The following is a 22,703-nucleotide window of genomic DNA, read 5'->3' as shown; positions in this document are numbered from 1 at the left end:
AACGGAGATTCTAGTCAACGAGCACCGGCGCCGCCACAGTAGGAGGCATCATGCCCATCGCTCTCCTTGCCCTCACCGCCGGTGCCTTCGGCATCGGCACCACCGAATTCGTGCTGATGGGCCTGCTCACGCAGGTCTCGGCCGATCTCCATGTCTCCATTGCCGCCGCCGGGCTGCTCATCTCGGGCTATGCGCTCGGCGTGGCGGTCGGCGCGCCGGTGCTGACCATCGCCTCGCGCCGCCTGCCGCGCAAGACCGTGCTGCTCGCGCTGATGGCGATCTTCACGCTCGGCAACCTGGCCTGCGCACTGGCGCCGAGCTACGGGTGGCTGATGGCGGCCCGTGTCGTCACCGCGCTCGCGCACGGCACCTTCTTCGGCGTCGGCGCCGTGGTCGCGACCGGGCTGGTCGCGCCGGAGCGCCGCGCCTCGGCCATCGCGATCATGTTCACCGGCCTCACCGCCGCCACCGTGCTGGGCGTGCCCGCCGGTGCCTGGCTGGGCCTGCACTTCGGCTGGCGCGCCACCTTCTGGGCCGTGACCGCGATCGGCGTGCTGGCCTTCGCGGTGCTCGCCGCCTTCGTGCCGCGCAGCCGCAACGACGCACCGCCCGCCCCGCTGCGCGACGAGCTGGCCGTGCTGCTGCAGCCGCAGGTGCTGCTCGGGCTGGCGATGACGGTGGTCGGCTATGCCGGCGTCTTCGTGGTCTTCACTTACATCCAGCCGCTGCTGACGACCGTGACCGGCCTGAGCGACGGCGCCGTGTCGGCCGTGCTGCTGCTGTTCGGCGGCGGCATGGCGATCGGCAACCTGCTCGGCGGACGGCTGGCCGACCGCGGCGCGATGCGCGCCGTGCTGGGCACGCTGGCGGCGCTGACGCTGGTGCTGGCGTCGACCCAGTTCGCCGTCGGCACGCCGCTGACCGCGATCGTGTTCTTCGGCGTGCTGGGCGTGGCCTCGTTCGCCACGGTGGCGCCGCTGCAGCTGCGCGTGCTCGAGAAGGCATCCGCGGCCGGCCAGAACCTGGCGTCGAGCCTGAACATCGCGGCCTTCAACCTGGGCAATGCGATCGGCGCGTGGGCCGGCGGGCTGACGATCGAGGCCGGCCCGGGCCTCGGCGCGCTCGGCTGGGTCGCCGCGCTGATCACGCTGGCCGGGCTGGCGATCGCGCTGTGGAGCCGCGCACTGGACGGGCGCTCGTCCGCAGCAGCCGCCGAAGCCGCCGCACGTGCAACAGCCGACTGCGCCGCCACCCGCGCCTGACGCCGTCCTCATTCATCCACGCATCCACATTCAGGAGATTTCCATGGAATACCGCTATCTCGGCCGCTCCGGCTTCAAGGTGCCCGCCCTCGGCTTCGGCGCCGGCACCTTCGGCGGGCAAGGCCCGCTCTTCAGCGCCTGGGGCAACACCGACGTGGCCGGTGCGCGCCGCATCGTCGACATCTGCCTGGACGCGGGCGTCAACCTGTTCGACAGCGCCGACGTGTACTCCGGCGGCGCGTCGGAGTCGATCCTCGGCGCGGCGCTCAAGGGCCGGCGCAACCAGGCCATCGTCTCGACCAAGCTCACGCTGCGTTCGGGCGACGGACCGAACGACGCAGGTTCGTCGCGCCACCACCTGATCGAGGGCGTCGACGCCGCACTGCAGCGCCTCGGCACCGGGCACATCGACATCCTGCAACTGCACGCCTTCGACGCGATGACACCGGTCGAGCAGGTGCTGGGCACGCTCGACGACCTGGTGCGCGCCGGCAAGGTGCGCTATGTCGGCGTGTCGAACTTCTCGGGCTGGCAGATCATGAAATCGCTTGCGGCGGCGGACCGGCTCGGGCTGCCGCGCTACGTCGCGAACCAGGCCTACTACTCGCTGATCGGCCGCGACTACGAATGGGAGCTGATGCCGCTGGGCATCGATCAGGGCGTGGGTGCGATCGTCTGGAGCCCGCTTGGCTGGGGCCGGCTGACAGGCCGGATCCGCCGCGGCCAGCCGCTGCCGCCGGGCAGCCGCCTGCACGACACCGAAGGCTTTGCGCCGCCGTCCGACCCGGAACGGCTGTACCGCGTGGTCGAGGCGATGGACCAGGTCGCCGAGCAAACCGGCAAGACGCTGCCGCAGATCGCGCTCAACTGGCTGCTGCAGCGGCCGACGGTCGCGAGCGTGCTGATCGGCGCACGCGACGAAGCGCAGCTCGTGCAGAACCTCGGCGCGCTCGGCTGGCAACTGTCGCCCGCGCAGATGGCGCTGCTCGATGCGGCCAGCGCGGTCACGCCGCCCTATCCCTACTACCCCTACTGGAACGGCCAGTTCGCGGAGCGCAGCCCGGTGCCGGTCTGAGCGTGCAGGCAGAGGCGGCGCGCGCCAATCGCGTTCCGCCTACGAGGCGACGGGAGCGCGTCCCCCAGACGTTTCGCGGGTCAGGCCGATGATGCTGGCTGGCATTCCGCCGGCCCACGCGAGCAACACCCTCACCCATGACCCACACGTACACGATCGAAGAAGGAACCTCCCACCCACGCGGCGCCAGCTACACCGGCGATGGCGTGAATTTCGCGATCTTCTCGGCCCATGCCACCAAGGTCGAGGTCTGCCTCTACGACGAAAGCGGCACGCAGGAACTGGCACGGCTCGCCCTGCCGGAGTACACCGACGAGGTCTGGCACGGCTTCGTCCCCGGCCTGCAGCCGGGCGCACGCTACGGCCTGCGCGTGCACGGCCCCTACGAGCCCGAGAAGGGCCACCGCTTCAACCCCAACAAGCTGCTGATGGACCCGTATGCCAAGGCGCACATGGGCGAACTCAAGTGGGGACCGGAGCTGTTCGGCTACACCGTCGGCCACCCGGACGCCGACCTGAGCTTCGACGAACGCGACAGCGCACCCTTCGTGCCCAAGTGCGTCGTGGTCGACTCGAAGTTCGAGTGGACCCAGCCCAAGGACGTGCGCGTGCCCTGGGACCAGACCATCTTCTACGAGACCCACGTGCGCGGCTTCACGATGCGCCACCCCGCAGTGCCCGAGCACATGCGCGGCACCTTCGCCGGCCTGGCGCAGGACGAGGTCATCAAGCACATCCGCGAACTCGGCGCGACCAGCGTCGAGCTGCTGCCGATCCACATGTTCCTGAACCAGCCCTTCCTCACCGACAAGGGCCTGACCAACTTCTGGGGCTACGACACCATCGGCTTCTTCGCGCTCGACCAGCGCTACATGGACGGGCCGAACATCGACGAGTTCAAGCACATGGTCGACCGCTTCCATGCGCACGGGCTGGAGGTGATCCTCGACGTGGTCTACAACCACACGCCGGAAGGCAACGAGCTCGGCCCGACGCTGTCCTTCAAGGGCATCGACAACGCGAGCTACTACCGCCTGATGCCGGGCGACGGCGTCGAAGGCGGCCCCGGCCCGCGCTACTACATCAACGACACCGGCACCGGCAACACCGTCAACCTGAGCCATCCACGCGTGCTGCAGATGGTGACCGACAGCCTGCGCTACTGGGTCACCGAGATGCGCGTCGACGGCTTCCGCTTCGACCTGGCGACCATCCTGGCCCGCGAGCCACACGGCTTCGACGAAGGCGGCGGCTTCCTGAAGAGCTGCCGGCAGGACCCGGTGCTGTCCAGCGTCAAGCTGATCGCCGAACCGTGGGACATCGGGCCGGGCGGCTACCAGGTCGGCGGCTTCCCGCCCGGCTGGGCCGAGTGGAACGACCAGTTCCGCGACAACGTGCGCGCCTTCTGGAAGGGCGACGAGGCCATCGCGCCCAAGCTCGCGCAGTGCCTCACCGCCAGCGGCGACCGCTTCAACCACCGCGGCCGGCGGCCCTGGGCCAGCGTCAACTTCATCACCGCGCACGACGGCTTCACGCTGGCCGACACCGTGAGCTACAACGACAAGCACAACGACGCCAACGGCGAGGACAACCGCGACGGCCATTCGGACAACCGCTCGTGGAACTGCGGCGTCGAAGGCCCGACCGACGACCCCGAGGTGCTCGCGCTGCGTGCACGCCAGCAACGCAACCTGATGTCCACGCTGCTGCTCGCGCAAGGCACGCCGATGGTGCTGGCCGGCGACGAGTTCGGCCGCACGCAGCAAGGCAACAACAACGCCTACTGCCAGGACGACGAGATCTCCTGGGTCGACTGGGACGGCATCGACGATCGCGGCCGCGCGCTCAACCGCTTCGTGCAACGGCTGATCCAGCTGCGCAAGGCGCTGCCCGTGCTACGCCGCGGCCGCTTCCTGACCGGCGAACGCCGCGACGACACGCAGCCCAAGGACGCGACCTGGCTCAGCCCCGATGGCGCCGAAATGGACGCCCAGCACTGGGACGACCCGCAGACCCGCTGCCTCGGCCTGCTGCTCGAAGGCACGGCGCAGGCCTCGTCGATCCCGCGGCCGGGCCAGGACGCGAGCGTGCTGCTGATCGTCAACGGCTGGCAGGACGCGATCGAATTCCGCCTGGCCAATCGCGGCCCGGGCGTGAAGTGGACGCGGCTGATCGATACGGCGCTCGACGCGCAGGTCACGGAAGATTTCGATCCCGAAACGACCTACACGGTGACGGGGCGCTCGACGCTGCTGTTCGTGGCGGCCGGGGAGCCGCAGTCGCAGGAGACCGTGGACGCCCTGCTCGCGGCACTGAAGGCTTAGCGCCGGCAGCCGGCACGCCCGCCCATGGCCGGCGGGCGCGCCGGCGCTGGCTCCGGCGGCCACGGCGATGCGCCAGGGCCGGCGTTCTCCTCAGAGTCTCCCGAATTGAATGGAACCATCGCCGCACATGGCGCTGGATCAGACCCTTCTTTCTGTAAACTTCCTTCACGATCCGTCGGCCGGACCCCGGCTGCAGCCGGGTTACGGGCGACCGGAACGTCCGGCACGGACGCCGCACCGCACGGCCGCGCTTGCCAGGACATCCGCGTCGAGAGCGGACGAAGGCCCCGGGCGCATCGCGCTGGTCGAACCGCTGCCGCGGGCGCGCGACTTTGCGCGGCAGTCGATCCGCCGGCTTGGCCACGTGCCGATGCTCTTCGAGAGCGCGGCGCAGTTCCGGTCGGTCAGCCAGAGCGATCGGCAGTGCACCTTGATGCTGCTGTCCTGCGGCCGCGACGTGGCACGCACCGCCGCCCTCCTGAAGGAGGTGCGCGCGGCACTCGACAAGAGCACGATGATCGTGCTGCTGGTGCCGGGAGGCCGCACCGACCTCGTACCGCCGCGCGCACGCATCGATGGCGTGGCGTCCAGCCCGCGCACCGGCTTCCAGGCCATGCACCAGATGTTGCGCCGCACCGTGCTCCAGCAGGGGCTGAACGTGCTGGACCACGACATGGTCGTCGGGCCCTACCACTTCTCCCCGGCGAACGGCACGGTGCTGGTGGACGGCCAGGCCGTCAGCCTGCATGCGCTTGAATTCGACCTGGCCCTGCAGTTCTTCCGCCACGCCGACAGCACGCTGTCGCGCGAATGGCTGCGGACCATGGTGTGGGAGCGCCCCGACGTGTCGGCACGGGCCATCGACATGCGCGTGCGCCGGCTGAGACGCAAACTGCAGATGGAAGCAGCCGATGGCTGGAAGCTGTTGAGCAACTGGGGAGGCGGCTACCGGCTGATGTCGCCCGTGAACGACGAGCCGCCACAGGCCGATGTGCAACCGGTGCGCAGCGCACATGGCTCGCTGGCCAGCCTGGAGGCCGCGTTGCGGCTGCACATGCAGCAGACCGCCGCGCCGGCATCGGCCGATGCAGGGCAACTCGCCGCCCGCCTGCTCGCCATGCTGAAAGAAGCACGAGACTTCATCGCCACCGCGCCGACGGCCATGGAAGCCGGCAGCCCCGCGCATGAACTGCTTGCCGACATGGACGCCACCATCGCCGTGGCGTCGTCATCGCTGCGGCCTTGATGCGCGGCGCCCTGCGGGCACCTGCCCGCTGATCTTCTTCCGGTTTCACACGATGTTTCTCTCACGCTGGCGCGCGGGCGCCGCCCTTCTCTGCGCGCTGCTTCTCGCCTCCTGCGGTGGCGGCGGCGACAGCGACAGCACAACCGACGCCGGCTACGGCCTGACGACCGTCTCGTGCAGCCTGTTCACGACCCAGGAGGCTGCGCAGCTCTACTACGCAGCCAACGCCAGCACGAGCGCGTCGGCACTCGATCCCGACGGCAACGGCATCGCCTGCGAGAGCCTGCCCAGCAGCACGGCGAACACCACGACCGACACGGCCGCGGTCGTGCCCACCGGCCTCTGGAGCGGAACGCTCAGCAACGGCGACGGGCTGCTCGGCGTGGTATTCGACACCGGCGAGTCGTGGTTCATGCGGACCCAGCCCGAGAGTTACGGCACGGTCTTCCCGACCTGGCTGGCCTTCGGCACGAATGGCGTGGCGGCCGTCAACGGCGCGTTCTCGGTCACGTCGACGGCCGCGCTCGCGGTCAGCGGCTTCGGTGCCGCGCAGTCGGGCACGGCCAGCTGGTCGGCGACCGTCACGCCGTCCACCAGCATGACCGGCACCTGGACGCAGGGGACGAGCTCCTACACCCTGAACGCGACGTACCAGACGAACGAACTGGCCATTCCTTCGGTCGCGGCGCTGGCCGGCGACTTCAAGGACCTGCTGCTGAACGCCACGGCCACCACCACGACCGAAGTGGCGGCCCTGCCCTATCTCACCGTCTCGGGCGATGGCACGATGGTCGGGCAGATCGACGGCACATGCACGTTCACCGGGCAGATCTGGACGGTGACCGGTGAGCCGGCCTACCGGATGACCGTCTATTTCAGCGGCACCTGCCCGAAGAGCCTGCAGTACGCCTCGGGCATCGGCATTTACGCGAAGACCACGGGGCAGCTGTACATGATCGCCAGCGACAACCTGGGCGCCGCCATCCTGCTGTCGGGCACGCGGCAGTGAACGTGCGGCCGGCCACCGCGGGAGCGGCCGGCGCCGGACTCAGGCTTCGCGCAGTTGCGCGCGCAGCTTCTCGCCGATCTCCGGGCGCTCGAGGAACGGGTCGGCCGGATTCACGCCCGCCACCATGTTCTCCATGCGGCTGCGCACGTTGCCCAGCGCCTTCGGGTGGCTGTAGACGTAGAACTGGTTGGCGCTGATCGCCTCGAAGACCTTGTGCGCGACTTCGGCCGCGGTGATCTTGCCGCTGCTCACGGCCTTGTCGGTCATCGCCTGGCCGATCAGCTGGCTGCGGGTGAGCTTCGCTTCCTTCTCGACGTTCGGCCGGTTGCGCTCGCTGCGCGTGATGCCGGTCGGCACGAAGTACGGGCACAGCAGGCTCGCGCCGATCTGGTCGGTGACCAGGTTCAGGTCCTGGTACATGGTTTCGGTCAGGCTCACGACCGCGGCCTTGGCCGCGTTGTAGATGCCCATGTTCGGCGGCGTCAGCAGGCCGGCCATGCTCGCGGTGTTGGTGATGTGGCCGCGGTAGGACGGGTCCTGAGCAGCGGCTTCCAGCATCATCGGCGTGAACAGCCGCACACCGTGGATCACGCCCCAGAGGTCGACGCCCAGCACCCAGTCCCAGTCGGACACGCTGTTCTCCCAGACCAGTCCGCCCGCGCCCACGCCCGCGTTGTTGAAGACGAAGTGCGGCGCGCCGAAGCGCGCCTTCACGGCCGCGGCCAATGCCTCCATCTGCGCCGCGTCCGACACGTCGACCTTGCGTGCCAGCACCTGCACACCGGCGGCTTCCATCTCGGCCTGCGCGGCGTCGAGCGCGTCCTGCTGCACGTCGACCAGCACGAGGTTCATGCCGCGCGCCGCACCGATGCGCGCGCATTCGAGCCCGAAGCCCGAGCCCGCGCCGGTGAGCACGGCGGTCTTGCCTTTGAAGTCCTGGATCATTCTTGTCTCCTACTTAAAAACCGTCACGACCAAAGCCGGGAACACCGCGGAACCGGCTTCGCCGGGCCGCCGGTGTTGCCCCCTCGAAGGGGGTTGGCGAAAGGCGACACGCAGTGCGCCAAAGCCTGGGGGTTGTTCACTTCAGGACGAAGCCGACACGGGGGAAGTGCACGTGCACCTGGCCCGCGCGCTCGTCGGTGCGCTCCAGCGTGTAGTGCGTGCGGGTCGCGGCCAGCAGCTTGCCGGTGGTCTCCTCGAGGCCGAAGCTCTCGGCGCGGATCGACACCTCGCTGCCGAGCGGTATGCCGTGCTCGTCCTGGAAGGTGCTGTCGGTCAGCAGCGTGTGCGGCACCGAGGCCTTTGCCACGGCGAGCGCGTCGGCGGCGTCGAGCTTCTCCGACTCGCCATGGCCGATCGCGGCGATGCGGTCCATCCAGTCGACCACCGCGGGCGTGAGGTCCAGGATGCCCTTCACCGCCTCGATGCGGCGCGTGTACCAGAGCGGGTGGTAGACCGAGAAGTCCGCGATGCAAGGCACCTCGCCGAGCAGAAAGGGCTTGTCGTCCAGCATGTCCGACAGGCGGCGCAGGTAGGACTTGTAGGCCGCCGCGGCGTCGGCCGGCCGCAGTCGCGTCATGCCCGTCGCGCTCATCTTGGCGCGGTCCTCGCCGAAGGCCTTGGCCGCCTCGGGCGGCGCGCCGGCGAACAGCTCGGCCGCGCCCCTGGGCTGCAGGTTGAAGGCCATCGCGGCCCAGAACAGCGTGCTGTCGGCCCACTGCGCGAGGATGCGCGACATGCCCTTCTCGGGCTCGGGATAGAGCGTCGGGCTCGGCGCCAGATGTTCGAGCACGTCGCAGATCAGCGCGGTGTCGCAATAGACGTCGGCGCCGATCTGCAGCACCGGCGTCTTGCGGTAGCCGCCGGTCAGCGACTGCAGGTCGGGCTTCGGCAGGATCGCGGGGATCACGACCGACTTCCAGGGCAGCTTCTTGTAGCCCAGGATCAGCCGCATCTTTTCGGAGAACGGCGAGCGCGCGTAGTGGTGAAGGATCAGGTCGGCCATGGTGGGTTCTTTCTCTTGAAGGCGTCTGCGCGAACGCTTCAGATCAGCTTGACCAGCTGCTTGCCGAAGTTGCGGCCTTTCAGCAGGCCAAGGAAGGCTTCGGGCGCCGCCTCGATGCCCTGTGCCACCGACTCGCGCGGCTTGAGCTTGCCGCTGCCGATCAGGCCGCCGAGTTCGGACAGCGCCTCGGGCCAGACTTCCATGTGTTCGCTGACGATGAAGCCTTCGAGCTTCACGCGGTTGATGAGGAACAGCGCCGGGTTGGCCAGCGGCAGCGGCGCGCCGTCGTAGCCGGCGATCATTCCGCACAGCGCGATGCGCGCGAACGCGTTCAGGCGCAGCATGACCGCGTCGAAGATGTAGCCGCCGACGTTCTCGAAGTAGCCGTCGATGCCCTTCGGGCAGGCTTCCTTCAGAGCGGCGCTCATGCTCTTGACGTCGGGATGCTGCTTGTAGTCGATGCAGGCGTCGAAGCCGAGTTCTTCGGTCACGTACCTGCACTTGTCGGCACCGCCTGCGATGCCGACCACGCGGCAGCCGCGCGCCTTGGCCAGTGCACCGAAGGCGCTGCCGACCGCGCCCGAAGCGGCGGTGATGACCAGGGTTTCGCCTTCCTTCGGCGCGATGATCTTCACCAGCCCGTACCAGGCGGTCACGCCGGGCATGCCGACCGCGCCGAGGTAGTGCGACAACGGCACATGCGTGGTGTCGACCTTGCGCAGCGAGCCCGGCACGGCCGCATCGACCACGCTGTATTCCTGCCAGCCGCCGAAGCCGACGACCTTGTCGCCGACCTGGTACTTCGGGTGCCTGCTCTCGACGATCTCACCGACGGTGCCGCCCTGGAACACCGCGCCGGTCGGCTGGTTGGCGGTGTAGCTCTTCGAGTCGTTCATGCGTCCGCGCATGTACGGGTCGAGGCTCATGTAGTGATGACGCACCAGCACCTGGTTGTCGCCCAGCGCCGGCGTCTCGCCGGTGACCAGCTTGAAGTTGGACAGCGTGGCTTCGCCTTCGGGGCGGTTGTCGAGGTGGATCTGCTTGTTGATGGGCATGCGTATCTCCGGGGGGCGATGGGGTTCGGGTTCAGTCGGTGGATGGCGGGCGTTGCGCGTTGGCGCTGCCCGGGCCGGTCGGCAACCGGCGATGGACGTATTTGAAGGTGCCGGTCGCGTGCGCGCAGGCCTGCTCCTTCTCGTCGTAGATGGTCGCCTCGACGAAGGCCATCGTCGCGGTGCGGTGCTTCAGCAGGCCGCGCGCCGCCAGCGGGCCGACCGACGGCCGCATGAAGCTGGTCTTCATCTCGATCGTGACCACGCCCACCTCGGGCGTGTCGCTGCGCGCCGCGGCGGCCATCGCGATGTCCAGCAGCGTCATCAGGGCGCCGCCGTGGGTCACGTCGAAGGTGTTCAGGTGCTCGGGCTTCGCCGTGTAGTGGAGCTCCGACTTTCCGCCGCCGAAACCCGCCAGGGTGATGCCCAGGTGCCGCGCGAACGGAATGCGGCTGGTGTACGACAGCGTGTCGAAGCCCGCCGGCGACTCGGGCTCAGCCATGCGACACCACGCTCACGCCGCCGTCCACCGCCAGCCACTGGCCGGTGATGTGCTTGCCGGCGTCGCTCGCGTAGAGCAGTGCGATGCCCTTCAGGTCTTCGTCGTCGCCGAGACGGTTGAGCGGCACGGCCGCTTCCATCTTCTCCTGGCCGATCGCCTTGATCAGGCCGCCGGCCAGCTTGGTCACGAAGAAGCCGGGGCAGATCGCGTTGACGTTGATCTTGTACTTGCCCCATTCGGCGGCCAGCGTGCGCGTGAAGCCCAGCACCGCCGTCTTGGACGTGTTGTAGGCCAGGCACTGCATTTCCGGCGGATTGCCGTTCAGGCCCGCGATCGACGAGATGTTGATGATGCGGCCGGTGCGCTTCGGGATCATGTACAGGTTGGCCACTTCCTGCGCCAGGATGAAGTAGCCGCGCACGTTGAGGTTCATCACCTTGTCCCAGGCCTCGACCGGGTGCGACTCGGCCGGGGCGCCCCAGCTCGCGCCGGCGTTGTTGACCAGGATGTCGATCGCGCCCATGCGCTCCATCGTCTCGCGGGCCAGGCGGCGCGTGTCTTCTTCCTTGGCGCAGTCGGCGGCGATCCAGCGCGCGTCGATGCCGGCGGCCTGCAGTTCGGCCACGGCTTCTTCCAGTTCGCCGGCCTTGCGCGCGCTCAGCATGATGCGCGCGCCGGCCTCGCCGAGCGCATGCGCCATCTGCAGGCCGAGACCGCGGGATCCGCCGGTGATCAGCGCGGTCTTGCCGCTCAGGTCGAACAGTTGTTGAACGGTGCGTGTGGTCATGGGAATCTCCGGAGTTCAGGCGATGGGGTAATCGAAGACGCTGCGCGATCCGCGCAGCGTGCCAGGCGTGGCGGCCACATGTGTCTGATCGATCATGGCCGGTTGTCCTTCTTCACTTGAGGCGCGAGCGAACGTAGATCAGCACCGCACCGACGACGGCAGCGAGCGCACCGGGCACGGCCATCGCCCAGCCGATCGCCGCATCGTTGCGGGCGGTGGCGATGCCGAGGATCAGGAGAAAAAGTCCGCCGTAGATCAGGATCCAGATCCATTTCTCGAGCGTGGCATGTGGCTTGGTGGGCGTTTGCATCCTAGAAGGCGTCCTCGGGCAGCGCCGTACAGGTCGGATCCCGACTCTCCACGACGTTGAGCCAGGCGCCGATCTTCGGCAATTCATAGTTGAAAAAGAAGGCGGTGGCACCGAGCCGGCCGGCGGTGGCGGGCGTCGCGAGGGCTGCATCGCTTTCGGATGCACGCACGGCGACGTCGAGCCAGATCCAGGCCAGGACGGTGTGGCCGAAGGCCTGCATGTAGGGTACCGCGTTCGCCAGCGCATCCTGGGGATTTCCCGTGGCCCAGGCGGACTTCGTGGCGCTGCCCACGCGGGCCAGCGCTTCCGTCAGCGCGCCGGCATGCGCCGCCAGTGCGGGCACCGCTGCCGCACGCTGGGCCGTCGCCGCAATGCGCTGCGCGAGCAGCAGCAGGCCGCGGCCTTCTTCCATCAGCACCTTGCGCCCCAGCAAGTCGGCCGCCTGGATGCCATGCGTGCCTTCGTGGATCATGTTGAGGCGGTTGTCGCGCCAGTACTGCTCGACCGGGAAATCGCGCGTGTAGCCGTAACCGCCATGGATCTGGATCGCCAGCGAGTTCGCCTCCAGGCACCACTCGCTCGGCCAGCTCTTGGCGATCGGCGTGAGCACTTCGAGCAGCAGCCGCGCGTCGTCGGCGGTCTGTGCGTCACCGGTCTTCTGCGCGTCGACCAGGCGCGCGCAATACAGCTCCAGCGCCAATGCGCCTTCGCAGTAGGACTTCTGCGCGAGCAGCATGCGCCGCACGTCGGCGTGCTCGATGATGCGCACCTGCGGTTTGGCCGAATCCTTGCCCGCCGGGCCTGCGGGACGGCCCTGGGGCCGGACCTTCGCATAGTCGAGCGATGCGTAGTAGCCCGCCATGCCGAGCATGGTGGCCGCGGTGCCGACGCCGATGCGCGCCTCGTTCATCATGTGGAACATGCAGTGCAGGCCCTTGCCGGGCTGCCCGACCAGGTAGCCGACCGCGCCCGCCTTGCCGTCCACCGGATAGCGGCCTTCGCCGAAGTTCAGCAGCGTGTTGGTGGTGCCGCGCCAGCCGAGCTTGTGGTTGAGCCCGGCGAGCGCCACGTCGTTGCGCTGGCCGGTCAGGTTTCCGTCGGTGTCGACCATCTTCTTCGGCACGATGAACAGCGAAATGCCGCGCGTGCCGGGCACCAGCCTGCCGTGCTCGTCCGGAATCTTGGCGAGCACGATGTGCACGATGTTCTCGGTCAGTTCGTGGTCCCCGGACGAGATCCACATCTTGTTGCCGGTCAGCCGATAGCGCGGGCCGAGCGGATCGTCCTGGAAGCCGTCGCCGTCGGGCACGGCGCGCGTGGCCACGTCGCTGAGCGACGAGCCGGCCTGCGGCTCCGACAGGCACATCGTGCCGGCCCAGCGACCGGAGAATTCGTTCCGGGCGAAGACCGATTTCTGCATCTCGGTGCCATGCACCATCAGCAGGTTGGCGTTGCCGGAGGTCAGCATGTTCGAGCCGATGCTCACCGAAGCCATCGCGAAGAAGCTGTTGGCTGCCGCCTGCAGGGTGTAGGGCAGCTGCATGCCACCGATGTCGTAGTCCTGCGCAGCGCTCAGCATGCCGGACTCGACGAAGGCCTTGTGCGCATCGTGCGTGGCCTGCGGCAGGATCACCTTCTCGCCGTCGAAATGCGGCTCCTGCGTGTCGACCGTCCGATTGAACGGCGCGTACTTCTCGCGCGCGATGCGCTCGCAGGTGTCGAGCACCGCATCGAAGGTCTCGCGCGAATGGTCGGCGAATCGCTCGCTCTGGTTGAGCGATTCGGCATCGAGCCAGTCGTACAGCAGGAAGTCGAGGGTGGGACGCAGGCTCATGGCTGAACTTCTAAAAGATCAAAACAGATAGAGCCCCTTCCAGGAACACCGCGGGACCGGCTTGGCCGGACCGCAGGTGTCGCCCCCGGAGGGGGTTGGCGCTGCCACACGAAGTGGGCAAGCCTCGGGGAGAGCCAAGCCTTTCGGCTTTGCCGGGCCGCTGGCGTTGCCCCCGGAAGGGGGTTGGCGAAAGGCGACACGCAGTGCGCCGAAGCCTGGGGGAGAGTCAGATCACCTCGAAGACGCCCGCAGCGCCCATGCCGCCGCCGATGCACATCGTGACCACGACCTTCTTCGCGCCGCGGCGCTTGCCTTCGATGAGCGCATGGCCGGTCAGGCGCTGGCCGCTCACGCCGTAGGGATGGCCGACCGCGATCGCGCCGCCATCGACGTTCAGCCGATCCGCCGGAATGCCCAGCTTGTCGCGGCAGTAGATGACCTGCACGGCGAAGGCTTCATTGAGCTCCCACAGGTCGATGTCGTTCACCGTCAGGCCCAGCTTCTTCAGCACCTTCGGGATCGCGAACACCGGGCCGATGCCCATTTCGTCAGGCTCGCAGCCTGCAACCGCGAAGCCGAGGAAACGGCCGAGCGGCTTCAGGCCCTTGCGCTCGGCGTAGCGCTCGTCGACCAGCACGCAGGCGCCGCCGCCGTCCGAGAACTGGCTCGCATTGCCGGCCGAGATCAGGCCGCCGGGCAACGCGGGGCGAATGCCGCTGATGCCTTCCTTGGTGGTGCCGGCGCGGATGCCTTCGTCGTTCTCGACGGTGACCTCCTTGGTGCGCAGGCCCAGCACCGGGTCGGCCACGCCGGCCGTCACGGTGATCGGTGCGATCTCGTCCTTGAAGCGGCCGGCTTCCAGCGCGGCCGTGGCCTTCTGCTGGCTGGCGGCGCCGTACTCGTCCATGACGTCGCGGCCGATGTTGTAGCGCTTGGCGACCTGTTCGGCCGTCTGCAGCATGTTCCAGTAGATCTCGGGCTTGTTCTTCACGAGCCAGGGGTCGGTGATCATGTGGCGGTTGGCCTCGTTCTGCACGCACGAGATGCTCTCGACGCCGCCAGCCACATAGACCTCGCCCTCGCCCGCGATGATGCGCTGGGCCGCGGTCGCGATGGTCTGCAGGCCCGACGAGCAGAAGCGGTTGATGGTCATGCCCGAGGTGGTGATCGGCAGGCCGGCGCGCAGCGCGATCTGGCGCGCGATGTTCGAGCCGGTCGCGCCTTCGGGCGTCGCGCAGCCCATGATGACGTCGTCGACCTCGGCACCGTCGATGCCGGCGCGCGCCACCGCGTGCTGCACGGCGTGGCCGCCGAGCGTGGCGCCGTGCGTCATGTTGAAGGCACCCTTCCAGCTCTTCGCGAGCGGCGTGCGGGCGGTGGAGACGATGACGGCGCTGGTCATGATGAAGTCCTTTGGATGGGGAGGGAAACGAGGGGTCAGTGAGCCGGCGCAGCGTTGGCGTTGCGCAGGAGCTGGTGATAGAAGCCGATCATCTCGCCGTAGTTCGAGATGGCCAGGCGCTCGTTGGTGCCATGGAAACGCGCCAGGTCCTCGCCCTTCACGCGGAACGGCGAGAAGCGGAACACGGCATCGCTCACGAGGCTGAAGTGGCGTGAATCGGTGGCGGCCGTCATGAGACCGGGCGCCACGACGGCATCGGGGAAGCTCTGGCGCACGGCCTGCTGGATCGCGCGGTAGCCGGCGCTGTCGGTCGACGACACCGGCGATGGCTCGGCGTTGCCCGGGTACTGCTTGATCTTGATGTCGTCGTTGGCCAGTGCCCGGCGCAGATAGGTCTCGACGCTGGCCAGCGTATCGCCCGGCAGGATGCGGAAGTTGACGGCGGCCTCGGCACGTCCGGGCAGCACGTTGTCCTTGTTGCCGGCGCGCACGATGGTGAGCGCCGTGGTCGTGCGCAGCATCGCGTTGCTGCTGGGGCTCTTCTCGAGCTGGCTGCGCACCAGCGGCTCGGTGAGCCACAGGTTGGACAGCATCACCCGGCTGATGCCGTTCATCTCGGGTGCGAGCGCACCGAACATCTGCCCGGCAACGCCCTGGATGCCACCAGGCATCGGATGGGCCTCGAGCCGTGCGAGCGCCGCGCTCATGCTGCCGATGGCACTGTGCTGCGGCGGCATCGACGAATGTCCCGGCGAGGTATCGAGCGACAGGAAGAAGGTGCCATAGCCCTTCTCGGCAAGGCCGATGAGCGCGGCAGGCTTCGACAGCCCCGGCAACACGCCGTCGAGCACCAGCAGGCCCTCGTCGAGCACCCAGTCGAGGCGAACGTTGCGCGACTTGAGCAATTCGGCGATCGGCAGCGCACCGCGCAGGCCGCTCACTTCCTCGTCGTCGCCCATCACGAGATACACGGTCTGCCTCGGCGTGAAGCCGCTGCCGATCAGCAGCTCGATGGCTTCCATCTGCGCGAACAGGTTGCCCTTGTTGTCGAGCGTGCCGCGGCCCCAGATGAAGCCGTCCTTGATCTCGCCCGAGAACGGGTCGACCGTCCACGCCTTCTCGGTGCCGGGAGCGATCGGCACCATGTCCTGGTGCGCCATCAACGCGATCGGACGGGCCGCCGGGTCGGAACCGGCCCAGGTGTAGAGCAGCGCCTTGTTGCCCACGACCTCTTTCTTGAGGGTGGCATGGACCTTGGGGAACTGCTGCGCCAGATAGGCATGGAGCTTGTCGAACTCGGCCGCATTCGCGTCCGCTTCGTCGAGGCTCGACACCGTCTTGAACGTGATCGCCCTGGACAGCCGCGTGGCGGCTGCCTGCAGGTCGATGTCGAGCTTGGGCGCGGGCGCCACCGCCAATTGCTGCGAAGGCGTGACCACGGTCTTGACCGCCACGGCGGCCACCAGCAGCAGGACTGCCAGCAGCAGGCCGAGAAAAATGCGTTTCAACATGGATGGTCTCGGCCTTCTGCGCGTGCGATCAGCTGAACTGCTTGCCTTCGGCCACCAGCTTCTGGATCAGCCCGGCCGGTTCCCAGAAGCTCGCGTCGTCGCGCGGGTTCCTGGCAAAGCGCTTCATCGACTCGGCCACGTTGAACAGTCCGACCTGGCTCGCGTACTGCATCGGGCCGCCGCGCCAGATCGGGAAGCCGTAGCCGGTCAGGTACACCATGTCGATGTCGCCCGACTTGCTCGCGATGCCGTCCTCGAGGATGTGCGCGCCTTCGTTGACCAGCGAATACACCAGGCGCTGCACGATTTCCTGGTCGGAGATCTTGCGCGGCGTGATGCCGAGTTCCTTGCGGTGGTCCTCGATCATCTTGTTGACGAGTTCCGACGGGATCGCATCGCGCTTGCCGGCCTGGTAGTCGTACCAGCCGGCGCCGGTCTTCTGGCCGAAGCGGCCCAGTTCGCAGAGCTTGTCGGCGGTGCGGCTGTACTTCATGTCGGCGCGCTCGGTGGCGCGGCGCTTGCGGATCGCCCAGCCGATGTCGTTGCCGGCCAGGTCGCCCATGCGGAACGGACCCATCGCGAAGCCGAACTTCTCGATCGCCTTGTCGACCTGCTGCGGCGTCGCGCCTTCGTCCAGCAGGAAGCCGGCCTGGCGGCTGTACTGCTCGATCATGCGGTTGCCGATGAAGCCGTCGCACACACCCGACACCACGGCCGTCTTCTTGATCTTCTTGGCGACGCCCATCACGGTGGCGAGCACGTCCTTGGCGGTGTGCTTGCCGCGCACCACTTCGAGCAGCTTCATCACGTTGGCCGGGCTGAAGAAGTGCATGCCGACCACGTCCTGCGGACGCTGCGTGAACGCGGCGATCTTGTCGACGTCGAGCGTCGAGGTGTTGGACGCGAGGATCGCACCCGGCTTGGCGACGCGGTCGAGTTCCTTGAACACGGCTTCCTTGACGCCGAGTTCCTCGAACACGGCTTCGATGATCAGGTCGCAGTCCTTCAGGTCGTCGTAGCTCAGCGTGGTGCTCAGCAGCGCCATGCGCTGGTCGTACTTGTCCTGCTTGAGCTTGCCCTTCTTGACCTGCGCCTCGTAGTTCTTGCGGATGACGCCCAGGCCGCGGTCCAGCGCTTCCTGCTTCATCTCGAGGATCTTGACCGGGATGCCCGCATTCAGGAAGTTCATCGAGATGCCGCCGCCCATCGTGCCGGCGCCGATCACGCCGACCGACTTGATCTCGCGCTTGGGCGTGTCCTCGGGCACGTCGGGGATCTTGCTCGCGGCGCGTTCGGCCATGAACAGGTGGCGCAGCGCCAGCGATTCGGGCGTGAACATCAGCGCGGTGAACAGCCGGCGCTCCTCGGCCATGCCGTCGTCGAACTTCAGCTTGGTCGCGGCTTCGACGGCGTCGACGCATTTCAGCGGCGCCGGGTAGTTCTTCGACATGCCGCCGACCATGTTCTTGGCGAACTGGAAGTAGGCGTCGCCCAGCGGATGCTTGCACGGCAGGTTGCGCACCAGCGGCAGCGCGTCGCCGGTCTTGCCGGCCACCGATTTCGCGAAGGCCACGGCCTCGTCGAACACCGACTCGGGCGATGCGGAGAGCTTGTCGAACAGCTTCTGGCCCGGCAGGCCGGCAAGCACTTCGCTCTTGACGGCCTCGCCGCTGACGATCATGTTGAGTGCGGTTTCCACGCCGATCAGGCGCGGCAGGCGCTGCGTGCCGCCGGCGCCGGGCAGCAGGCCCAGCTTGACCTCGGGCAGCGCGATGCTGGTGCCGGGGGCGGCCACGCGGTAGTGGCAGCCCATGGCGAGTTCGAGGCCGCCGCCCATGCAGACGGTATGGATCGCCGCGACGATCGGCTTCGGCGAGGCTTCGAGCGCGAGGATCACGCTCAGCAGGTTCGGATCCTGCAGCGCTTTCGGCGTGCCGAATTCCTTGATGTCGGCGCCGCCGGAGAACGCCTTGCCGGCACCGGTGATCACGATCGACGTGACGGCGTCGTCGGCATTCGCCTTCGACAGCGCATCGGTGATGCCGACGCGGGTCGCATAGCCGAGGCCGTTGACCGGCGGGTTGTTCAGGGTGATCACGGCGACGTTGCCATGGACGGTGTATTCAGCGGTCATTCTGGTCCTCGAATCTGTTGGAGGGAGAGGCGGCAAACCGATCGCGGCATCGGCCGGGCTGCCCGATTCACGCAAATCGCACGATTGTGCTTTTTTACGCAATTCTATGGAGACTTCACAGCCTGCCTATGCGGAATGTCCCAACAGCGACAAGCATCTCCAACCTCTAACATTCGTCACACCACCGATCGCGCCGTGACTTCGGCGCCGCAGCGGAGGACCGTCACGCGTTACCGGCGACCGCGCGCCAGCGCAGTGCGCTCTCGCTCCACGACGAGGAACTCCTCGAGCACCTTGACCATCTCTGGCCCCGCGAGCCGCGCCTCTTCCATGGCGTCGAACTCATCGGTTTGCTTGACGATGCAGCCGGCCTGCAACAGACACCGCGCCATATCGACACTGCCCTGTTCGATCGCGACCTGCAACGGATATTTGTGCACCTCCCGCAGCCCCAGCACAGGGTCGTGCTCCCGGTAAGAAATTGACCGGCTGTTCAGGTGCACCTCGAATTCCGCGCGCAACTTGGGGGTGTTGTGCAGGTGTTGCAGCAGCACGATCGTCGCGCCCACGCTGTCACTGACGATCGCATTCTGGAGTGCCCCTCCCAGCTCCTTCGCGGGCACCTTCGGCAGCAGCGCGGCAACCATCGCCGGATTGCCTGCCGCGGCGGCACTCCGGATCACCGGCACCGCGACACGCGAGTCGTCGAGATAGCCTTGGTCGATGAGAATCTGCAGCCCGGCCATGCGGCCGCCAGAGACCAGGGCATCGACGAGTGCGGTGTTTGCATGCAGCCGCCCCGGGACGCCGCCCGGCGCCCAGCCGGCCTTGCGCAGCAGCCGGTAAAGGGCTTCGTCGCCCGCATAGATCGCTCTCGACGCCGGATTCCGGGTCCAGTCCTCGATGCGAAGCTTGTGCATGGGGCGCCGCACGTGGTGATCGTTGATCAGGGCGGTGACTGCATGGCCCAGTCCGTGCTCGACCAGGGACGCGAGAAGGTCGCTCACATCGGCGCGCGTGTCGATCCAGCCGTTGCTCACCAGTTCGCGTACCGGCATGCCACCCTGCAGGGCCGCGATGGCGATCTCGTTGCGCTGCGCCGACGTGGCCGACTGCTGCAGATCCTTGAAGGCGGGTGAGCGCATGCGGGCGACCGCCGCGCCAGGGGACAACTGCTTGAGCAAAGCGCAGGCCACCTCGGCATCGAGGACCCAACGGTCCGGAAAATTCTCCAGCCCGACGCCCTCGCTGCCGCTGATGACACCCAATGCCAGCGTGCGGGCATGCGCGCCGAAATCGGCCGGCCGTTGGCGCGCCAACTCGAGCGGTGACAGCGCCCGGCGCCCGGCTTCGGCGTCCACATGGAACCGCGTCCCGTCGAACTGCAGGCGACCGCCGCCGTCCACGGGGGCGAGCGTGACCGCATCCATGTCGACGAGGCCCGCCTGCTGCAGTTCGTCCTGCACACGCGACCGCAGCAGCGTCGGGTCGCGTCTCATGGTGCAGTACTCGTCTCCCTGGCGATACTGCAGAAGCTCGGTCGCCAGCCTCTCGGGTTCCAGCCGGATGCCATCGACCGTTGCAACGCTCTCCGCAAACTGCTTGCAGAACTCGAACGCGTCGTCCAGCGGCATGCCGGCCATGCCGGCGAAGCTCGTGCGCATCTTTTCGGCGAAGGCTTCGCTGGCTTCCTCATGGATCTTGTTGGTGAGGTGATCGATGAAACTGCCGGCGTCGCACCGCTTCATCAGCTCTTTCCGGGCCTGCTGCGAGATGCTGCGCGGAATGTCGTAGCGGACCGTCACGTCATCCTCCAGCACGGGCAGACCGCAGGCGTCGGCGATGCTCTGCGTGACGGCTTTTCCCCAGTGGGTCTCGTAGGCGATCTCGATCCTCTCCTGCTGGATCAGTTCGGTCAGGACCTGCGTCAACATCGTCAGCTTGAAGGCCGCCGCCGCCCCGCGCACGCCGTGGATCAGAAGTTCGGCCCGCACGGCGACCCGTTCGATGTTGTTGCAGACGCCGCCGGCGCATTTGTCGAGATCGGTACACAGGTCGTCAAGCAACAGCCGACGAGTCCTGAACGGCATCGCCGAATCGGTGATCACCGCGGTGATGACCTCGAGCTGGTCAAGGGTGGCGCCGTACAGGTCCTTGTCCTGGATCTGCCGGATGGTGCCCTTGAGTTTGCCGGACGTCTGCAGCTGCAGGCAGTCGAGTTGCCGGAACACCTCGCCGGGGGCGTCACAGGTGTGAGCGAAGTCTCTCAGCGCGTCGACGCAATGGTTGAATTCCGGCGCGCCGCGGGACGCTGCCGGCGTGTCGGACACGGCCGGCGGGCTCTCGAGCCGTTGCCAGAATTTCGCGCTTTGCGCGGGCGGCCTGGCACGCGTCAGGAGCATCGGGATCGGCTCCGGCGGCGCATTCACCTCCAGGTTGCCGGCCGAGCGTAGATTGCCCAACTGATCGGCAAAATGCCCCCGGACGCGGGCAGCATCCGGACTGTCGGTCGAAGTCGGATGCCGTTGAAGAACAGTGGTGGCGTTGTCGACGGCCCGAAAGCGGACGGGCGAGCCAGGAGGTGTGACCATTCGAGACCTTTCGATGAAGCGGGACGTTCGGCTCGCGCGCAAGATGCAACGCAGCGCCGGACGGCGAGGTCTCTTCATCATCCGCAGGGGTGTGGCCGCGCAGGCGGCCGCATCCGAAGCGGGGGTTCGAATTCCGAATCCGCAACGCCGGGACGGCGCACGGTGCGGCCCGGCCCAGGAGCTCAGACCTCCAGCCACTCCTTGCGCGTCGCCACGTCGGCACGCAGGCTGTCCGGCGTGCCGTCGAACACGATGCTGCCGTGTCCCATCACGAGCGCCCGGTCCGAGATCTGCATGGCGATCGTCAGCTTCTGCTCGATCAGCAGCACCGAGATGCCGCGGTCCTTCAGGCGCTTGAGGTACTCGCCGACCAGTTCGACGATCTTCGGCGCCAGCCCCTCGGTCGGCTCGTCGATGATGATCAGGTCGGGGTCGCCCATCAGCGTGCGGCACAGCGTGAGCATCTGCTGCTCGCCGCCCGAGAGCACGCCGGCCTCGGTGTGCTGGCGCTCCTTCAGACGCGGAAACATGGCGTACATGTCGTCGAAGGACCAGCGGCTGCCCGTGCCCTTGCCCTTCTGGCCCAGCAGCAGGTTCTGGTGCACCGTGAGCTTGGGGAACACGTCGCGGTTCTCCGGCACGTAGCCGATGCCGAGGTGCGCGATCTCGTAGGCCTTCTGGCGCAGGATGTCCTGCTCCTTCCAGCGCAGCGTGCCTTCGGCATGGACCAGGCCCATGATCGCCTTGGCCGTGGTCGAGCGGCCCGAGCCGTTGCGCCCGAGCAGTGCGACGATCTCGCCCGGCCCGACGTCGAAGGTCACGCCATGCAGCACATGGCTCTTGCCGTAGTAGGCGTGGATATCTTGAAGCTTCAGCATGTCAGTGTCCCGCTCCCTGGGCGTCGGCGACCGAGGAACCCAGATAGGCTTCCTGCACGCGCGGGTTGGCGCGCACGGCAGCCGGCGTGTCGAAGGCGATCACCTCGCCGTAGACCACCACGGCGATCTTGTCGGCCAGGCCGAAGACCACGCCCATATCGTGCTCCACGGTGAGCAGCGTGCGGCCCACGGTCACCTGCTTGATCAGCGCGATGAAGTGCGCGGTCTCGGTCTTGCTCATGCCCGCGGTCGGCTCGTCGAGCAGGATCACGCTGGCGCCGCCGGCGATCGTCACGCCGATCTCCAGCGCGCGTTGCTCCGCGTAGGTGAGGTTCACCGCCAGCACGTCGCGCTTGCGTTCGAGGCCGACCTGCCGGATGAGCTGTTCGGTGCGTTCGTTGGCATCGTCGAGCTTCGACAGGAAGCGCAGGAAGGTGTACTTGTAGCCCAGGCTCCACAGCACGCCGCAGCGCAGGTTCTCGAAGACGCTGAGCTTGGGGAAGATGTTGGTGATCTGGAAGCTGCGCGAGAGGCCGAGACGGTTGATCTCGTAAGGCTTCTTGCCGTCGATGCGCTGGCCGTTCAGCAGCACTTCGCCGCTGGTGGGAATCAGCCGGCCGCTGATCAGGTTGAACAGCGTCGACTTGCCGGCCCCGTTGGGCCCGATGATCGCGATGCGCTCGCCGGCATTCACGGCGAGTTGGGCGCCGCGGATGATCTCGGTCTTGCCGAAGCTCTTGCGCAGGTCCTTGAGTTCGAGTGCGTAGGTCATGTTCTT

At 67.7% G+C, this 22,703-nt stretch carries 18 protein-coding genes; 5 read left to right on the top strand and 13 right to left on the bottom strand.

What is annotated here, in order from left to right; all coding sequences use genetic code 11:
* Positions 1–50: 50 nt before the first annotated feature.
* From AC07PZ_RS23030 to AC07PZ_RS23010, 5 genes are all read left to right on the top strand, one after another.
* The gene (locus AC07PZ_RS23030) at positions 51–1,262 is read left to right on the top strand and encodes an MFS transporter (RefSeq protein WP_495297477.1); all 1,212 of its coding nucleotides are present in this window, start codon (positions 51–53) and stop codon (positions 1,260–1,262) included.
* A 43-nt stretch (positions 1,263–1,305) separates the two neighbouring features.
* Entirely contained in the window at positions 1,306–2,337 is a 1,032-nt protein-coding gene (locus AC07PZ_RS23025) for an aldo/keto reductase (protein ID WP_495297476.1), read from the top strand.
* 137 nt (positions 2,338–2,474) lie between these two features.
* Complete coding sequence (gene glgX / locus AC07PZ_RS23020) at positions 2,475–4,661, top strand: glycogen debranching protein GlgX (RefSeq protein ID WP_495297475.1); 2,187 nt, start codon at positions 2,475–2,477, stop codon at positions 4,659–4,661.
* A gap of 127 nt (positions 4,662–4,788) precedes the next feature.
* Entirely contained in the window at positions 4,789–5,907 is a 1,119-nt protein-coding gene (locus tag AC07PZ_RS23015) for a winged helix-turn-helix domain-containing protein (protein ID WP_495297474.1), read from the top strand.
* 52 nt (positions 5,908–5,959) lie between these two features.
* Entirely contained in the window at positions 5,960–6,916 is a 957-nt protein-coding gene (locus AC07PZ_RS23010) for an excalibur calcium-binding domain-containing protein (RefSeq protein WP_495297473.1), read from the top strand.
* Positions 6,917–6,955: 39 nt separating this feature from the next.
* Here the strand turns inward: AC07PZ_RS23010 and AC07PZ_RS23005 are convergent, their stop codons facing one another.
* The 13 genes from AC07PZ_RS23005 to AC07PZ_RS22945 all read right to left on the bottom strand — a co-directional run bounded on the left by AC07PZ_RS23005 (position 6,956) and on the right by AC07PZ_RS22945 (position 22,697).
* On the bottom strand, positions 6,956–7,861 hold the full coding sequence (locus tag AC07PZ_RS23005; RefSeq protein WP_495297472.1) for an SDR family oxidoreductase: 906 nt from the start codon (positions 7,859–7,861) through the stop codon (positions 6,956–6,958).
* A gap of 136 nt (positions 7,862–7,997) precedes the next feature.
* Complete coding sequence (locus AC07PZ_RS23000) at positions 7,998–8,924, bottom strand: glutathione S-transferase family protein (protein WP_495297471.1); 927 nt, start codon at positions 8,922–8,924, stop codon at positions 7,998–8,000.
* A gap of 38 nt (positions 8,925–8,962) precedes the next feature.
* Positions 8,963–9,979, bottom strand: a complete 1,017-nt coding sequence (locus AC07PZ_RS22995; protein WP_495297470.1) for an NADP-dependent oxidoreductase — start codon at positions 9,977–9,979, stop codon at positions 8,963–8,965.
* Positions 9,980–10,010: 31 nt separating this feature from the next.
* On the bottom strand, positions 10,011–10,478 hold the full coding sequence (locus AC07PZ_RS22990; RefSeq protein ID WP_495297469.1) for a PaaI family thioesterase: 468 nt from the start codon (positions 10,476–10,478) through the stop codon (positions 10,011–10,013).
* On the bottom strand, positions 10,471–11,265 hold the full coding sequence (locus tag AC07PZ_RS22985) for an SDR family oxidoreductase (RefSeq protein ID WP_495297468.1): 795 nt from the start codon (positions 11,263–11,265) through the stop codon (positions 10,471–10,473). Before AC07PZ_RS22985 ends, AC07PZ_RS22990 begins: the two co-directional genes overlap by 8 nt.
* A 112-nt stretch (positions 11,266–11,377) precedes the next feature.
* Positions 11,378–11,575, bottom strand: coding sequence for a hypothetical protein (locus AC07PZ_RS22980; RefSeq protein ID WP_495297467.1), 198 nt, complete (start codon positions 11,573–11,575; stop codon positions 11,378–11,380).
* A 1-nt stretch (position 11,576) separates the two neighbouring features.
* Entirely contained in the window at positions 11,577–13,409 is a 1,833-nt protein-coding gene (locus AC07PZ_RS22975; RefSeq protein WP_495297466.1) for an acyl-CoA dehydrogenase, read from the bottom strand.
* Positions 13,410–13,635: 226 nt separating this feature from the next.
* Positions 13,636–14,811 carry an acetyl-CoA C-acyltransferase gene (locus tag AC07PZ_RS22970; protein ID WP_495297465.1) on the bottom strand — a complete coding sequence of 392 codons (1,176 nt, stop codon included), beginning with the start codon at positions 14,809–14,811 and terminating at the stop codon, positions 13,636–13,638.
* Between the two features lie 35 nt (positions 14,812–14,846).
* On the bottom strand, positions 14,847–16,322 hold the full coding sequence (locus AC07PZ_RS22965) for a M20 family peptidase (protein WP_495297464.1): 1,476 nt from the start codon (positions 16,320–16,322) through the stop codon (positions 14,847–14,849).
* Positions 16,323–16,350: 28 nt separating this feature from the next.
* On the bottom strand, positions 16,351–18,456 hold the full coding sequence (locus AC07PZ_RS22960; protein WP_495297463.1) for a 3-hydroxyacyl-CoA dehydrogenase NAD-binding domain-containing protein: 2,106 nt from the start codon (positions 18,454–18,456) through the stop codon (positions 16,351–16,353).
* A 230-nt stretch (positions 18,457–18,686) separates the two neighbouring features.
* The gene (locus AC07PZ_RS22955; RefSeq protein ID WP_495297462.1) at positions 18,687–21,047 is read right to left on the bottom strand and encodes a hypothetical protein; all 2,361 of its coding nucleotides are present in this window, start codon (positions 21,045–21,047) and stop codon (positions 18,687–18,689) included.
* Positions 21,048–21,229: 182 nt separating this feature from the next.
* Positions 21,230–21,925 carry an ABC transporter ATP-binding protein gene (locus tag AC07PZ_RS22950; protein ID WP_495297461.1) on the bottom strand — a complete coding sequence of 232 codons (696 nt, stop codon included), beginning with the start codon at positions 21,923–21,925 and terminating at the stop codon, positions 21,230–21,232.
* A gap of 1 nt (position 21,926) precedes the next feature.
* Positions 21,927–22,697 carry an ABC transporter ATP-binding protein gene (locus AC07PZ_RS22945; RefSeq protein WP_495297460.1) on the bottom strand — a complete coding sequence of 257 codons (771 nt, stop codon included), beginning with the start codon at positions 22,695–22,697 and terminating at the stop codon, positions 21,927–21,929.
* Positions 22,698–22,703: the final 6 nt, after the last annotated feature.

It is taken from the genome of Variovorax sp. GW821-FHT10B04, from assembly GCF_059415645.1.
The sequence above is the reverse complement of the archived record's forward strand: the minus strand, read 5'-3'. Positions and strand labels throughout refer to the sequence as shown.

Coding starts and splice junctions, on each gene's coding strand:
- AC07PZ_RS23000 (WP_495297471.1), bottom strand. CDS start 8,924: ATGGCCGACCTGATCCTTCACCACTACGCGCGCTCGCCGTTCTCCGAA.
- AC07PZ_RS22965 (WP_495297464.1), bottom strand. CDS start 16,322: ATGTTGAAACGCATTTTTCTCGGCCTGCTGCTGGCAGTCCTGCTGCTG.
- AC07PZ_RS23025 (WP_495297476.1), top strand. CDS start 1,306: ATGGAATACCGCTATCTCGGCCGCTCCGGCTTCAAGGTGCCCGCCCTC.
- AC07PZ_RS22955 (WP_495297462.1), bottom strand. CDS start 21,047: ATGGTCACACCTCCTGGCTCGCCCGTCCGCTTTCGGGCCGTCGACAAC.
- AC07PZ_RS23005 (WP_495297472.1), bottom strand. CDS start 7,861: ATGATCCAGGACTTCAAAGGCAAGACCGCCGTGCTCACCGGCGCGGGC.
- AC07PZ_RS22950 (WP_495297461.1), bottom strand. CDS start 21,925: ATGCTGAAGCTTCAAGATATCCACGCCTACTACGGCAAGAGCCATGTG.
- AC07PZ_RS23010 (WP_495297473.1), top strand. CDS start 5,960: ATGTTTCTCTCACGCTGGCGCGCGGGCGCCGCCCTTCTCTGCGCGCTG.
- AC07PZ_RS22970 (WP_495297465.1), bottom strand. CDS start 14,811: ATGACCAGCGCCGTCATCGTCTCCACCGCCCGCACGCCGCTCGCGAAG.
- AC07PZ_RS23015 (WP_495297474.1), top strand. CDS start 4,789: ATGGCGCTGGATCAGACCCTTCTTTCTGTAAACTTCCTTCACGATCCG.
- AC07PZ_RS22960 (WP_495297463.1), bottom strand. CDS start 18,456: ATGACCGCTGAATACACCGTCCATGGCAACGTCGCCGTGATCACCCTG.
- AC07PZ_RS23030 (WP_495297477.1), top strand. CDS start 51: ATGCCCATCGCTCTCCTTGCCCTCACCGCCGGTGCCTTCGGCATCGGC.
- AC07PZ_RS22945 (WP_495297460.1), bottom strand. CDS start 22,697: ATGACCTACGCACTCGAACTCAAGGACCTGCGCAAGAGCTTCGGCAAG.
- glgX (WP_495297475.1), top strand. CDS start 2,475: ATGACCCACACGTACACGATCGAAGAAGGAACCTCCCACCCACGCGGC.
- AC07PZ_RS22975 (WP_495297466.1), bottom strand. CDS start 13,409: ATGAGCCTGCGTCCCACCCTCGACTTCCTGCTGTACGACTGGCTCGAT.
- AC07PZ_RS22990 (WP_495297469.1), bottom strand. CDS start 10,478: ATGGCTGAGCCCGAGTCGCCGGCGGGCTTCGACACGCTGTCGTACACC.
- AC07PZ_RS22985 (WP_495297468.1), bottom strand. CDS start 11,265: ATGACCACACGCACCGTTCAACAACTGTTCGACCTGAGCGGCAAGACC.
- AC07PZ_RS22995 (WP_495297470.1), bottom strand. CDS start 9,979: ATGCCCATCAACAAGCAGATCCACCTCGACAACCGCCCCGAAGGCGAA.
- AC07PZ_RS22980 (WP_495297467.1), bottom strand. CDS start 11,575: ATGCAAACGCCCACCAAGCCACATGCCACGCTCGAGAAATGGATCTGG.